The 13,736-nt window shown below is 75.7% G+C and carries 10 protein-coding genes and 1 tRNA gene; 8 read left to right on the top strand and 3 right to left on the bottom strand.

Features of this window, described 5'->3' with window-relative positions:
• Positions 1-236: 236 nt before the first annotated feature.
• Positions 237-1,844, top strand: coding sequence for a tetratricopeptide repeat protein (locus ACFWA9_RS16785; protein ID WP_380387863.1), 1,608 nt, complete (start codon positions 237-239; stop codon positions 1,842-1,844).
• Between the two features lie 81 nt (positions 1,845-1,925).
• Here the strand turns inward: ACFWA9_RS16785 and ACFWA9_RS16780 are convergent, their stop codons facing one another.
• Positions 1,926-2,576, bottom strand: coding sequence for a histidine phosphatase family protein (locus tag ACFWA9_RS16780; RefSeq protein WP_380387860.1), 651 nt, complete (start codon positions 2,574-2,576; stop codon positions 1,926-1,928).
• Positions 2,577-2,812: 236 nt separating this feature from the next.
• Between ACFWA9_RS16780 and ACFWA9_RS16775 the strand changes: the two genes are divergently transcribed.
• From ACFWA9_RS16775 to ACFWA9_RS16750, 6 genes are all read left to right on the top strand, one after another.
• Positions 2,813-4,141: a hypothetical protein gene (locus ACFWA9_RS16775; protein WP_380387857.1), complete on the top strand. Its 1,329-nt coding sequence runs from the start codon at positions 2,813-2,815 to the stop codon at positions 4,139-4,141.
• A complete protein-coding gene (locus ACFWA9_RS16770; protein ID WP_380387854.1) occupies positions 4,138-5,787 on the top strand; it encodes a hypothetical protein in 1,650 nt (549 codons plus the stop codon). Before ACFWA9_RS16775 ends, ACFWA9_RS16770 begins: the two co-directional genes overlap by 4 nt.
• Positions 5,788-5,795: 8 nt before the next feature.
• Positions 5,796-7,151, top strand: coding sequence for an AAA family ATPase (locus ACFWA9_RS16765; protein WP_329492105.1), 1,356 nt, complete (start codon positions 5,796-5,798; stop codon positions 7,149-7,151).
• A gap of 213 nt (positions 7,152-7,364) precedes the next feature.
• Positions 7,365-7,772, top strand: a complete 408-nt coding sequence (locus ACFWA9_RS16760) for a hypothetical protein (protein ID WP_329487764.1) — start codon at positions 7,365-7,367, stop codon at positions 7,770-7,772.
• Positions 7,773-7,851: 79 nt separating this feature from the next.
• On the top strand, positions 7,852-8,505 hold the full coding sequence (locus ACFWA9_RS16755) for a bifunctional DNA primase/polymerase (RefSeq protein ID WP_380387851.1): 654 nt from the start codon (positions 7,852-7,854) through the stop codon (positions 8,503-8,505).
• 190 nt (positions 8,506-8,695) lie between these two features.
• Positions 8,696-8,769: transfer RNA gene (locus ACFWA9_RS16750), tRNA-Lys, on the top strand.
• Positions 8,770-8,879: 110 nt separating this feature from the next.
• On the opposite strand, the gene pgi is transcribed toward ACFWA9_RS16750, so the two are convergent.
• Positions 8,880-10,541, bottom strand: coding sequence for a glucose-6-phosphate isomerase (gene pgi, locus ACFWA9_RS16745; RefSeq protein WP_352294934.1), 1,662 nt, complete (start codon positions 10,539-10,541; stop codon positions 8,880-8,882).
• Positions 10,542-10,798: 257 nt separating this feature from the next.
• Positions 10,799-12,382 (bottom strand): Na+/H+ antiporter, encoded by a 1,584-nt coding sequence (locus tag ACFWA9_RS16740; RefSeq protein ID WP_329487767.1) that lies wholly within the window; start codon positions 12,380-12,382, stop codon positions 10,799-10,801.
• Positions 12,383-12,639: 257 nt separating this feature from the next.
• Between ACFWA9_RS16740 and ACFWA9_RS16735 the strand changes: the two genes are divergently transcribed.
• Positions 12,640-13,548, top strand: a complete 909-nt coding sequence (locus ACFWA9_RS16735; protein ID WP_380387847.1) for an NADP-dependent oxidoreductase — start codon at positions 12,640-12,642, stop codon at positions 13,546-13,548.
• The last annotated feature ends 188 nt before the right edge of the window (positions 13,549-13,736 follow it).

Below are 13,736 nucleotides of genomic sequence, written 5' to 3'. Positions count from 1 at the left end.
GTCGGTGACTCCGGGTACTGTCGGTGGCGAGCCCGGGCCCATCCAGCCCCACCGGGCCCACCCGTGGCCGACCCCACCGGGCCACCCGCGGCCGAGCGGAGTCCACGCGACCGAGCGGGCCCCGGTCGGCCGACCGGCCGCACGGCACCACCGGGCCGAACCACCGTACCCAGGACCGACACCCTCCGGAACCGCCCCACTTCGCACCAGCACCCCGCACGACCACGGAGCGCACCATGGCAGCCACCCCACCGGCCGAGCCGAACCGCCCGTCACCCAACACCGTGATGCGCGCACTGCGCGGCGACCGTTCGCCGGGCGAGTTCGCGATGGCCGTACGACGGGCCGCCCGCGAGATCGGCGAGCACGTCTCCTGCGACGCCCGCTACGTAGGGCGGGTCGAGGCGGGCGAGATCCGCTGCCCCAACTACGCCTACGAGCGGGTCTTCCGGCACATGTGGCCGGACCGCTCGCTGACCGACCTCGGCTTCGCCCCCCGGACCTCCGTCCGCCGCCGCTCGGCGGACGGCGGTGCGGGCTCCGCACCACCCCGGCTCCACCCGCAGTTCCCGCCCCTGCCCGCCCCGCGCTCGCCGCACTCCATCCAACTCCCGTACGCTGCCTCGCCGTACGCGGAACCACCCCCACCGGACGGACCTGCGTCGCCGAGGTCCCCGGCGTCACTCCGGGGGCCCGATGGACCGCACCATTTCGACGAGGAGAACGACGACGTGCGTCGCCGTACGTTCCTGGCCGGCGGCCCGGCCGCGCTGGCCACCGTGATCGGCATCGACCGGCCGGCCTGGGCCGCCGACCGCGCCGCCCCGGGCACACCCGGGGCCGAGGAGACCGCCCGACTCGGCGCCGCCCCGGGCCTGTTCGACCCCGAACGGGGCACCGGCTTCGTCCCGGGCCGCCCCGGGCCGGTACCTCCGCCCCGCCGGATCGGCGCCGCGGAGGTGCTCGACGTCGAGCAGGCCGTCCGGGACATCCGGCTGGCCGACGACGTGTACGGCGCCGACGCCCTGTTCGAGTTGGCCGGGCAGTCGCTGCGCACCGCCTACGTGCTGCTCAACGAGGGCGAGTACAGCGCCGAGACGGAGCGAAGACTTCAGGCCGGTGCCGGCGAACTCGCGATCTCGGTGGGCTGGTTGGCGCACGACTCGAACCGCTTGGCGGACGCCCGGTCGCTCTACGCCGAGGCGCTCGCCACCGCCCGGATGGCGGGCGACTCCGCCCTGGAGGCGCACGTGTTCTGCAACAGCGCCTTCCTCGCCCGGGACGCCGGACGCCCCCGCGAGGCGCTCCGCGCCGCCCAGGCCGGGCAGGCCGCCGCCCGGCAGCTGGACTCCGACCGGCTGCTCTCCCTGCTGGCCATGCGCGAGGCCGGCGGCTGGGCGCTGCTGCAGGACCGGGCCGCCTGCGAACGGGCGCTCGGCCGGGCGTACACGCTGTTCGACCGCGGCCCCTCCGAGGCCGATCCCGAGTGGATGTCCTTCTTCGGCGAGGCCGAGATCGCCGGGCTGCAGTCCCAGTGCTGGTCCGCGCTCGGCGACTGGGACCGGGCCAGCGAACAGGCGGGGCTGGCCATAGCCCTCCAGGAGCCGCACTTCGTGCGCAACCGCGTGCTGTACACCGCCGAGCTGGCGCACGACCGCCTCGGCCAGGGGGACGTGGCCGGCGCCGCCGGCCACGGCACGGCCGCCGTGGCCCTGTTCGGCGAGGTCCGCTCGGCCCGGATCCGCAGCATGCTGGCGGACACCGCCGAGCGGCTGCGCCCGCACCGGACGGTGCCGGAGGTCGGCCGGTTCCTGGCCGACTACGACCTCGCGGCGGCCGCCTGAGCGGGCCGGGGCCGGCGATCGCCGGTACCGCGGCCGCGCCCCGCCCCTGACCGACCGTCGGACGCGGGGCGCGGCGGCCGGTCAGTGCTGCAGGCCCTCCAGGTGGCTGAGGTCGTTCCAGACCTCGACCGCCGGTGCGCCGTACTCCCAGGACAGCACGCAGAGCGCCGCCGTCCCGAGCTTGAAGCGCTGGGCGTACTCGGGCGGCAGCCCGAGCCAGCGGGCGGTCAGGATGCGCAGCAGGTGGCCGTGCGCGAAGAGCACCACGTCGCGGTCGGCGCCGTGCATGACCGTGGTCGCCTCGTCCGGCACGCCGTGCTCGTCGTTGAGGCCGGCGAGGAAGCCGTCCACCCGGGCGGCGACCTCGGACAGCTTCTCGCCGCCGGGCACGCCGTCCCGCCAGATCAGCCAGCCGGGGTGGTCGGTGGCGCGGATGTCCGGGCCGGTCCGGCCCTCGTACTGGCCGTAGTCCCACTCCAGCAGCTCCGGCCGATCCACGGCACGGTCGCCGAAGCCCGCCAGGGCGCAGGTCTCCTTGGCGCGGCCGAGCGGGCTGGTGTAGACGAGGGCGTCCGGCAGGCCGTTCCAGGGGGCCACGGCCAGGCGGGCGCCGAGCGCCCGGGCCATCGCGCGGCCCTCCTCGGTCAGCGGGATGTCGGTCCGGCCGGTGTGGCGGCCGGTGGCCGACCACTCGGTCTCGCCGTGGCGGACCAGGACGATTCGGGCGGGCATGAGTGGCTCCTCGCAGCGGGGCGGTGGCAACGGTCGGTCTCACCATTGAGCACCGGCACTCCATGATCCCTCACCTGCGGACCTCCTACGAGCCCGGGCGCCGCCGCAGCGAATCGGCCCCCGGGTGGGCGGCGACCGGCACACCCGCCCGCCCACCGCCCGGAATCGGCGCGGATGGCCGCGGATGGCCGGACCGGACCGGATTGTCGGACCCGGGTGCGACACTGGGCCGCACCATGAACGTCTCGACGAACGTCCCGTCCCACGGGCACTTTGAGCCGCTCGCCCAGCGGCTCGCCGACCTGCGCGGTCCCGCACCGCAGCGCAGCCTGAACGCCCGCGCGCTCGCCGCGCTCGCCGCCAATCCGGGCTGTCACCGCCGCGCCGTGCTCGACGCCGCCGGGGTCGACAAGTCGGCGCTGGCCGCCCGGCTCGGCCGGCCCGCCCCGTTCGGCCAGTCCCCGTTCGCCCTCGCCCGCGGCGTGATCTTCGAGTCACGGCTGAAGGAGGACGACTACACGGCGCTGCTGGAGCCGCTGCGCCGCCACCTCGGCCTGCCGGCCGACGGCGGCGCCCCGCTCGCCGTGCCCGATCTGCTGCGCCGCTCCGGCCCCGCGGTCCGGGCCGAGCGGACGACCGCCGCACTGGCCGAGGCCGCCGCCGATCCGCAGGCCTGGACGCTGCTGGACCACCCGCTGCTGCGGCTCACCGTGGCCGGCAGCACCGCCTACCTGGAGCCGGACGCGGTCGTGGTGCACGGCGGGCGGTGCACCGTGATCGAGATCAAGTCCTTCCCGGTGCTGGACGGCAGTGCGGACCCGGCCAAGGTCGGTGCCGCCGCCCGCCAGGCCGCCGTCTACGTCCTGGCGCTCCAGGAGACGGCCGCCGCGCTGGCCGGCCGGGAGCCGGACCGCAACCCGTACGTCGAGCAGCGGCTGCCGGGCAGCCCCCGGCTGAGCGTGCTGCTGGTCTGCCCGAAGGACTTCAGCAACCGGCCGACCGCGGTGACCGTGGACGTCCGGCGCGAGCTGGCCACCACCCGCCGCCAGCTCAGCCGGATGACCGGCATCGGCCGGCTGCTGGACGCGCTGCCGCCGGGAGCCGGCTTCGACCTCGCGTCGGATCCGACGGGGGCCCCCGCCCGCTCGGCCGAACAGCTGGCGGAGTCGGTCGAGGCGGTGCCGGCCGCGTACAGCCCGGACTGCCTCTCCACCTGCGAGCTGGGCTTCCACTGCCGTGCCCGGGCCCGCTGCGAGGACCGGGTCGAGCAGCTCGGCCGGGGCGTGCGCGGTGAGTTGGGCAGTATCCGGACCGTCACCGAGGCACTGGCCGCCGCCGAGGAGACCGGCGCCCGCCCCGAGGCCGCCCACCCCGAAACCACGGCCGCCGACGCCAGCCCCGCCGACGCCGGCCACGACGACAACCACGAGGACGACAGCGGCGACGGCAACGACGAGGCCGCCGCCCGGCTCGCGTACGCCGCCGCGCTGCGCGCCGAGGCGCTGGGCCGGCCGCTCGCCGAGCCGCCGGCGGAGGCGTTCGCCGGGGCCGGAGCCGCCCGATGAGCCTGCTCGGCACCCTCGCCCGGCTGGAGGCCGTCCGCAGCGGCCGGGCCGAGCCGCTGGCCACCGTCCGCCACCGGCACCTCGCCGAACGCCCGATGGTGGTCGTCCCGCTGACCGCCGCCGGCGAGGCGGGCGCGCCGCTGGCCGTGCTGCTGGGCACCGACCGCTCGGCGCCCCGGCTGCACATCGTCCCGCAGCCGCTCAACCGCACCCTGCGCTTCGACTTCCTGGCCGAACTGGCCGCCGACCTGCTGCCCTACCTGGAGTCCTTCGCCGACGAGGTGGAGCAGATCGAGGGTTCCGAGAAGGATCCGGAGACCGGCGAGAAGACGCAGGTCTTCCGGGAGCTGTGCGCCGACGCGCCGCAGCTGATCGTGCCCAACGCCGCGGGCATGCACCACCTCGCCCTGCTCGGCCGCTCCACCCGCTTCCGCCGCACCGTGGAGGACGACGAGCCGGGCCCCTACCCGGCGCCGGCCCGGGTGCCGCTGCTCGGCCGCTGGCTGACCCACCTCACCGACCGGGCCCAGGTGCCCGGCTCCAGCCTGCTGCTGGCGATGACCGGCCTGCTCTCCCGGCACTGGGCGACCGGCCAGAGCCACCTGGAGGACCAGCACCTCGCCGCCCGGCTGGCCTGGCACGCGCCACCGGCCGGCCTGACCGGGGCCGAGGCCGCCGAGCTGGCCGAGTCCGCGCGGGACGGGGCCGGCCAGTTGCTCCACCCGCCCGCCGGCCCGGCCACCGACCCGCGCTTCGACGAACTGGTGCTGGGCCCGGCCATCGCCCGCTACGACGCCGCCGCGGCCGCCCTGGCGCACGCCGCCCAGGAGCCCGGCGGCACCGACGCGGAGCAGGCCCGGGCCGCCGTCCGGACGGCTGTCGAGCAGCTGCGCGCGGTGCTCTCCCGGGTGCTGCTGCCCACCTGGCACGACGTGTGGCACGGCCTGGACCTGCTCCGCGAGCTGCCGCCGGCCGGGCACCTGGCGGAGCGCTGGACGGGCGACCGCTGGTCCTACACCGGCCACCGGGACCGGCTGGCGGCCGGCGAGCCGCCGCAGCCCCGGCAGGACGACGCCGTGACGGCCGCCCGGAAGCTGGCGCAGCGCGAGCGCGAGCAGGCCCGGCTGGACGTCCAGGAGGCCCTGGACGACCCGCTGGCGATGGCCGAGCACCGGCTGGCCGGCGAGGCCTTCGCGGGTGTGGTCACCGAGGTGGTGCCGGACTACGACACCTCGGGGCGCTCGCCCAAGCCGCGTCCGCTGGTGACCGTCCGGACCGCCGACCGCCCGCACGCGGACCTCGGCCGGGAGGCGCACCGGGTCCGGGCCTCCCCCCTCGCGGACTCCGGTGCCGCGCCGAGCCCGCAGAAGGCGGTGATCACCGCGGTCGACCCGGTGGCGGGCACCATCACCCTGCGGGTGCTGTCCGGCATGGGGCGCCGGAAGGAGCCGGAGCCGGGCAGCCTGCCCGAGCCCGGCGAGCGGATCACCTTCACCCTGTTCGAACTGACCGTCCGCCAGTCCGCGCCGCTGCCCGAGCCGGACGACACGCCGTGGACGCACGGCGGCCCGCCCGGCGCCGCCGCCACCCCCGGGCCGGCCGCCGCCGGCGCCGCAGCCGCCACCGCCGTCGAGGAGTGGGAGTGACCCGGCCGATGAACAGCGAGCAGGCCCCCGGGGCGGCCGCCGACGCCGCGGTGGCCAGGATCCTGGAGGCCACCGTCCGCCCGGCCGTCGGCGCCCCGCGCGGTGTGGTGGTCGACTCCCCGCCCGGCGCCGGGAAGTCCACCCTGGTGGTGCGGGCCGCCCGGGAGCTGGTCGAGGCCGGTGAGCGCCTCATGATCGTCGCGCAGACCAACGGACAGGTGGACGACCTGGTCGACCGACTGGCCGAGAAGGCGCCCGGGCTGACGATCGGCCGGCTGCACGCGGCGGACTCCCGGCCCGGCCCCGAGGTGCTGCGGCACCCCAACGTCACGCCCTCCGACAAGGTGGCGGAGCTGGCCGAGCACGACGTGGTGGTCTCGACGGCCGCCAAGTGGCAGTGGGTGAGGACCGAGGCGCCGTGGCGGCACGCGATCGTCGACGAGGCGTACCAGATGCGCTCGGACGCCCTGCTCGCGGTGGCCCGGCTGTTCGAGCGGGCCCTCTTCGTGGGGGACCCGGGCCAGCTGGACCCGTTCACGGTGGTCGGCACCGAGCAGTGGGCGGGGCTGTCGTACGACCCGTCGAGCAGCGCCGTGGTCACGCTGCTCGCGCACAACCCGCAGATCGAGCCGCACCGGCTGCCGGTCTCCTGGCGGCTGCCGGCCAGCGCGGCGCCGCTGATCTCCGACGCGTTCTACCCGTACACGCCGTTCCGGTCCGGCACCGGGCCCGGCGACCGGCTGCTCACCGCCTCGGTGCGACCGGACGGCTCCGCGCTGGACGCGGCGATCGACCGGGCGGCCGAGCACGGGTGGGCGCTGCTGGAGCTGCCCGCCCGGCACACCGTCCGGACCGATCCGCAGGCGGTGGCCGCCGTGGCGGCGACCGTCCGCCGGCTGCTGGAGCGCGGTCTGACGGCCCACTCCGAGCAGGGCACCGTCCCGCTCGCCCCCGGCCGGATCGCGGTCGGCACGGCGCACCGGGACCAGGCGGCGGCCGTCCGGGCGGCGCTGGTCAAGGCCGGTGTCCCGGTCGACCCGACGACCGGCCCGGCCGTCACGGTGGACACCGCCAACCGGCTGCAGGGCCGGGAGTACGACGTCACGGTGGTGCTGCACCCGCTCTCCGGGCGGCCGGACGCGACCGCCTTCCACCTGGAGACGGGCCGGCTCTGCGTGCTCGCCTCCCGGCACCGGCACGCGTGCATCGTGGTGGCCCGGGCCGGCATCGCCGAGCTGCTGGACGAGCACCCGGCCACCGAACCCGTCCAGCTGGGCGTCTCGGTCAAGTTCCCCGACGGCTGGGAGGCCAACCACCAGGTGCTGCAGCACCTCGCCGGGCACCGGGTACGGCTGGCGCGCTGAGCGGGCCGGCCGCGGGCGGTAACCGGCTCCCGCAGGTCGGCGGCGCCTCCCGCCGGGTGCACGCCCCCGGCGCGCCGGGAGGGAATAGCGCCCGGACTCGCACCGTTCCGTTACCGGCAGTCGCCGCGAGACAATGGACGGCGGCCAGGACCGGGCGGCGTCCTCCCCGGCCGCCGCCGTCCGCCCCCACCGAGCCCCCGGAGGTGTCCGTCCATGCCCGACTCCCACGCCCAGGCGTCCGACCCGAGCCGTTCGACCGTGCCGGCCGGTCCGGGCGCAGGCGCTGGTGAAGCGCCCGCCCGCCGCCGGCGCCCGGTCCAGCTGCTGTTCGAGCCGAACCTCGCCGAGCCGGAGCCGGAGCGGTTCTTCGACCTGGAGTCGATAGAGGACCCGGCCGAGCTGCTGCGCCGTTCCACCGAGCTGGCGCTGGCCTTCCGCGCGGCCGCCGAGCGGGCCACCGACTTCCAGGCCGTCGCCGCCGCGCAGCTCGCGGACACCCGCCGGTTCGACGCGCTCTCCGAGGCCGAGATCGCCGAGCGGGCGGACTGGACGCCGGACTACGCGACCAAGATGATCGAGTACGGCCGCGGCCTGCTCCAGCCCCGCCGCCACGAGGGCTGACCCCTCCCGGGGGCCGAACCGCGATCGGGGCCGGACCGCGATCAGGCGCCGGACCGCGATCGGGGCGGCAACCTCGCCAGTGGCATATGCGGCGCGGCAGGGTACGCCGCTCCCCGCCGTGCTGTCCGGCGAACCACGCTTTCCCTCCCGGACACCCGGCGGACACCCCACTCTGCTGTCCGTGGACATCTGGACCTATCAGTCGGTGGAGTACGTCACGGTGGCCGGGGAGGCCTGGCTCGCCTCCGCCAGCGAGTACCCCCGCAGCATGCGCGCCCTCTGGGAGTCGCGCCCGTGGGCGCCCTCGGTGCTGCCCTGCGGGCGCGCCTTCGACGTGATCAGCATGCCGTCCCTGTTCGGCCGGCGGGTGCTGGACGAGCTGTGGACCTCCGGCCCGGGCTGCGGCCCGGTCGCCGTGTACCGGGGGCGCACGCTGCTGTTCGTCCGGCCCGGGGCGGCGGCCCGGCTGCGGCGGCTGCTCGCCTGGGAGGAGTGGGCCCGGGACGTCCCGCCGCTGCTCTGCCACGGCCGCGGCGACGCGGTGACCGTCCCGCCGGTGCAGCGGATGCTGCACAGCCCGGACTCGCCCGGTCTGGGTGCCGGGCGGTGGATCGTCGCCCCGGAGGCCCGGGAGCCGTGGCTGCCGGGCGCCTCGGTGGTGCTCTGGGCCTGCGTCCGGGCGGCCCGAGAGTCGGCCGAGCGGACCGGTTCGACGGCCCTGCCGGTGGGCTGAGCCCGGCGCTGCCGGTGGGCCGAGCGCGGCCTCGCGGGTGGGCTCAGCCCGGCCTCGCGGGTGGGCTCAGCCCGGTCGGCCGGTGGGTTGAGCCCGGCGCTGCCGTTGGGCCGAGCGCGGCCGCCCCCGGCCCCGGATATTCGATTTTGGCCGGGCCGCGCGCCGCTGCTAAAGTCTTCTCTGTCAGCAGGCGCCGCTAGCTCAGTTGGTTAGAGCAGCTGACTCTTAATCAGCGGGTCCGGGGTTCGAGTCCCTGGCGGCGCACAGACAGCCGGAAGGCCCCTTGCGAGAGCGAGGGGCCTTCCGGCGTTTTCCGGTCCCTGGGGCAGGTACGGGGCGCCGGACGGGTCGATCCCGCCCGGCACCCCGCGGGCTCAGCGGCCGCGCAGCGAGCGGTAGCGCGCGACCAGCTCCGCGGTGGAGCTGTCCAGCGCGTCGGCGCCCTCACCGGTCAGCAGCACCGGCTCGATCCGCTTGGCGAGCACCTTGCCGAGCTCGACGCCCCACTGGTCGAAGGAGTCGATGTTCCAGATCGCGCCCTGGACGAACACCTTGTGCTCGTACAGCGCGACCAGCTGGCCGAGCACCGACGGGGTCAGCTCCCCGGCCAGGATGGTGGTGGTCGGGTGGTTGCCCTTGAAGGTCTTGTGCGGGACCAGCTCGGCCGGCACGCCCTCGGCCGCGACCTCCTCCGGCGTCTTGCCGAAGGCCAGCGCCTGGGTCTGGGCGAAGAAGTTGGCGAGCAGCAGGTCGTGCTGGGCGACCAGGCCGTCGGGCAGGTCGGCGACCGGCCGGGCGAAGCCGATGAAGTCGGCCGGGATGACCTTGGTGCCCTGGTGCAGCAGCTGGTAGTAGGCGTGCTGGCCGTTGGTGCCGGGCGTGCCCCAGACCACCGGGCCGGTCTGCCAGCTCACCGGGTTGCCCTCGCGGTCCACCGACTTGCCGTTGGACTCCATGTCCAGCTGCTGGAGGTAGGCGGTGAACTTCGACAGGTAGTGCGAGTACGGCAGCACCGCGTGCGCCTGGGCGTCGAAGAAGGCCCCGTACCAGACGCCGAGCAGGCCGAGCAGCAGCGGGACGTTCTCCTCGGCGGGAGCGGTGCGGAAGTGCTCGTCGACCAGGTGGAAGCCGTCCAGCATCTCGCGGAAGGCGTCCGGGCCGATGGCGATCATCAGCGAGAGGCCGATCGCCGAGTCGTAGGAGTAGCGGCCGCCCACCCAGTCCCAGAACTCGAACATGTTGGCGGTGTCGATGCCGAAGTCCGCGACGCCCTCGGCGTTGGTGGAGAGGGCGACGAAGTGCTTCGCCACCGCCTCGGTGCCGGCGTCCAGGCCCGCGAGCAGCCAGCCGCGGGCGGAGACCGCGTTGGTGATGGTCTCGATGGTGGTGAAGGTCTTGGAGGCGACGATGAAGAGCGTCTCCGCCGGGTCGAGGTCGCGGACGGCCTCGTGCAGGTCGGCGCCGTCCACGTTGGAGACGAAGCGGACGTCGAGGTCGCGGTCGGCGAAGGAGCGCAGCGCCTCGTAGGCCATCGCGGGGCCGAGGTCGGAGCCGCCGATGCCGATGTTGACGACCGTGCGGATCCGCTTGCCGGTGTGGCCGCGCCAGTCGCCGGCACGGACCTGCTCGGCGAAGGCCGCCATCTTGTCGAGGACGGCGTGCACGGCCGGCACCACGTTCTCGCCGTCCACCTCGACGACGGCGCCGCGCGGGGCGCGCAGCGCGGTGTGCAGGACGGCGCGGTGCTCGGTGTTGTTGATCTTCTCGCCGCGGAACATCGCGTCCCGCAGCCGGGCGACGCCGGTGGCCTCGGCGAGCTCGCGCAGCAGGGTCAGCGTCTCGTCCGTGACCAGCTGCTTGGCGTAGTCCACGTGCAGGTCGCCGACCTGGAGGGTGTAGCGGCGGCCGCGCTCCGGGTCGGCGGCGAACAGCTCGCGCAGGTGCGTCTCGCCCAGCTCCGCGCGGTGCTTGCCGAGGGCGGCCCACTGCGGGGTGCGGTCCAGGGGGGTACGGGAGTCGGCACGGGTCTCCGACATCGGTGGCTCCTCGTTTCATCTGGGTGCAGATACCGGCAGGGCCAGGCGGGAGGGTTTTCGCGAGGTCGTGCGGGTACTGATGGTGCGCCGACTCCGTTGACGGCCTGCCCGGGGCCAGCCTATGCAACGTCGGGACCACCTGCGCACATTCCGTTCGGGGACGCTCCGTGGCCCGGCGGCCCACCGGCCCGGCGGGCCGCCGCCGGGGTGCCCCCGGGCCGCCTGCGCGGTCGCCGCCGGCGCCCCCGGACGGCGCGTCACTTCCGTTCGGAGCGGAGGTCGAGCCCGCGCAGCACGCGGTCGACCAGCTCCGGGTCGGCGCCGAGCTCGCTGCGGGCGGCCAGCATCTCGCGCCGGGAGGCGGCGATCATCTCCTGCTCGACGCTGTACGCGGCGCGCCACTGGCTCAGCCGCAGCTTGGCCTCGCTGGCCTCCTCCTCGGCGTACTTCTCCGGACAGAGCCGGGCCAGCCGGTCGTGCTGACGGTCCCGCAGGCGGTCGGCGACCTCGGCGGGCAGCTTGTCCTGCTCCTCCAGTTCGCCGAGCCGTTCGAGCCCGGCCCGGGCGGCCCGCCACCAGAGCTCGCGCACCGCCTGCTCGTGCTTGTCCTGGTCGATGTCCAGGTGCAGCCGCTTGGCCAGCCACGGCAGGGTGAGCCCCTGGACCAGCAGGGTGAAGAGGACGACGCTGAAGGCGATGAAGACCAGCCGGCCGCGTTCGGGGAAGCCCTCGCCGGAGTCGACGGTCAGCGGGACGGCCAGGGCGAGCGCGACGGTGGCCACCCCGCGCATCCCGGACCACCAGAGCACCACGCTCTCCTGCCAGCTGATCGGGGTGTCCTCCTCCACGTCGGCCCGCAGCTTCCGGGAGAGCCAGCCGGCCGGCAGCAGCCAGAGCAGCCGGGTCACGACCACGACGGCGATGACGGCGGCCGCGTCGCCGAGCATGCTCGTCCAGCCGGTGCCGGCCTCCTTCAGTACGGTGGCCAGCTCCAGGCCGATCAGGCCGAAGGCGACCCCGGTGATCAGGATCTCGACGATCTCCCAGAAGGCGTTGCCGACCAGCCGGTAGGAGACGGCGTCGGCCTCCGCGGCGCGTTCCGCCAGGTAGAGCGCGCAGACCACGACGGCGAGCACACCGGAGCCGTGGATCTCCTCGGCCAGGGTGTAGGCGGCGAACGGCACCAGCAGGTTGAGCGCGACCTGCTGGGTGGGGTCCTCCAGGAAGGAGGCGAGCTTGGCGTTGAGCCAGCCGAGGCCGACGCCGATGATGACGGCGAGGACGGCCGAGAGCACGAAGCGCAGCACCGCGTGGCCGGGCGAGAAGTCGCCGCTGACCACCGCGTCGATGGCCAGCGAGTAGATGACGATCGCGGTGACATCGTTGAACAGGCCCTCGCTCTCCAGGATCGACACCAGCCGGCGCGGCAGGCCGATGCTGCCGGCCACCGCGACGGCGGCGACCGGATCCGGCGGGGAGACCAGCGCGCCGACCGCGACGGCGGCCGCGACCGGCAGCGCGGGAAGCAGGGCGTGCACGGTGCCGGCGACCGCGGTGGTGGTGACCACCACCAGCGCGACCGCGAGCAGCAGGATGGAGCGGATGTTGGCCCGGAAGTAGCGGACCGAGGAGCGCCGGGCGACGGCGAAGATCAGCGGCGGCAGGACCAGCGGGAGGATCAGGTCCGGGTCGAGGGTGACGTCCGGGATCTGCGGGACCAGCGCCATGACGATGCCCAGCAGGGTCATCAGCACGGGCTGCGGCACGCCCGTCCGCCGGGCGAGCGGCATGGTCACGACGGAGGCGAGCAGCACCACGAAGAGCAGGGGCAGCTGGCCCACGGGGAGGTTCCTCTCGACGGCGGATCAGTGGCGGAGAGCGGGTGGCGGAGGGTGGCTGGCGGAGAGCGGGTGGCGACGGGCGGGCGGCGGACGACGGGGGCGGCCGGGCGCGACTCGGGCCGCCGTCGAGGATAAATCCGACAATGCGCTCAGTTGACGCAACACGCCGGAGGGCCCTTGACCTCAAGTCCGCTTCACCTTCGATGATCGGGGCGCAGGCAGGACCGAGAGCGCAGACCACGAGGCAGGAGCTCCAGATGAAGGCTGTGACCGTCCCCCGGTTCGGCGGCCCAGAGGTACTGCGGGTGACCGAGGTACCCACCCCCGCCGCCGGACCGGGCGAGGTGCGGGTCCGGGTCTACGCGGCCGGGGTGCAGCCCGCCGACCTCGCCGTCCGGGAGGGCTGGGCGCCGCCGGGCGTGCGGGTCGAGCTGCCGGCCGTCCCGGGCAACGAGTTCGCCGGGGTGGTCGACCAGCTCGGCCCCGACAGCCGGGGCTGGGCGGTCGGCGACCAGGTGCTGGGCTTCCGGCCGCTGAACAGCCACGCCGAGTTCGTCACCGTCGACGGCTCCCAGCTGGTCCCCAAGCCGGCCGGGATGCCGTGGGAGCAGGCGGGCTCGCTGTCCGCCTCCGGGCAGACCGCCCATGTCGCGCTGACCCTGCTGGGGGTGGGCCGGGGCGACACCGTCCTGGTCCACGGCGCCTCGGGCGGAGTCGGCACGGTCGCCGTCCAGCTCGCCCGCGCCTGGGGCGCCACCGTGATCGGCACCGCGAGCGAGCGCAACCACGCCTATCTGCGCGAGCTGGGCGCGATCCCGGTCGGGTACGGGGACGGGCTGGTCGAGCGGGTGCGGGCGGTGGCGCCGCAGGGGGTGGACGCGGCCTTCGACGCGGCCGGGCGCGGCGCCCTGGAGGCCTCGGTGGAGCTGGTCGCCGACCGGGACCGGATCGGCACCATCGTGGACTTCCCGACCGCCGCGCGGCTCGGCCTGCGCATGCTGCGGGGGCCGCGGACGGCGGCCCGGCTGGCCGAGCTGGTCGAACTCTGGGAGGCGGGCGGTCTGCGGCTGGAGATCGCCGACACCTTCCCGCTGGAGCGCGCGGCCGAGGCGCACCGGATGGTCGGCACCGGCCACGTCCGGGGCAAGGTGGTGCTCACCCCGTGATCCCGGCGCGCCCCCGATCCCCGGACGCCGCGCCCCGGCCCCCGATCCCCGGCGGCGGGCCGGGGCGCGGGGGGGGGGGGGGCCCCCCGGGGGGGGGGGGGGGGGCCCCCCGGGGGGGGGGGGCGCCGGCGGCGGGGCCCCCCCCGCCGGGGGGTTGTGGAGCGGTCACATAAAAAAACGGTGCCGGG

The organism is Kitasatospora sp. NPDC059973 (genome assembly GCF_042737525.1).
Taxonomy (GTDB): domain Bacteria; phylum Actinomycetota; class Actinomycetes; order Streptomycetales; family Streptomycetaceae; genus Kitasatospora.
Note: the sequence above shows the minus strand (reverse complement) of the source record. Positions and strands in the feature narration are given on the sequence as shown.

What these genes read in the sequence shown, in the direction of transcription:
- ACFWA9_RS16785 (WP_380387863.1), top strand. Translation starts at nt 237, where the DNA reads ATGGCAGCCACCCCACCGGCCGAGCCGAACCGCCCGTCACCCAACACC.
- ACFWA9_RS16780 (WP_380387860.1), bottom strand. Translation starts at nt 2,576, where the DNA reads ATGCCCGCCCGAATCGTCCTGGTCCGCCACGGCGAGACCGAGTGGTCG.
- ACFWA9_RS16775 (WP_380387857.1), top strand. Translation starts at nt 2,813, where the DNA reads ATGAACGTCTCGACGAACGTCCCGTCCCACGGGCACTTTGAGCCGCTC.
- ACFWA9_RS16770 (WP_380387854.1), top strand. Translation starts at nt 4,138, where the DNA reads ATGAGCCTGCTCGGCACCCTCGCCCGGCTGGAGGCCGTCCGCAGCGGC.
- ACFWA9_RS16765 (WP_329492105.1), top strand. Translation starts at nt 5,796, where the DNA reads ATGAACAGCGAGCAGGCCCCCGGGGCGGCCGCCGACGCCGCGGTGGCC.
- ACFWA9_RS16760 (WP_329487764.1), top strand. Translation starts at nt 7,365, where the DNA reads ATGCCCGACTCCCACGCCCAGGCGTCCGACCCGAGCCGTTCGACCGTG.
- pgi (WP_352294934.1), bottom strand. Translation starts at nt 10,541, where the DNA reads ATGTCGGAGACCCGTGCCGACTCCCGTACCCCCCTGGACCGCACCCCG.
- ACFWA9_RS16735 (WP_380387847.1), top strand. Translation starts at nt 12,640, where the DNA reads ATGAAGGCTGTGACCGTCCCCCGGTTCGGCGGCCCAGAGGTACTGCGG.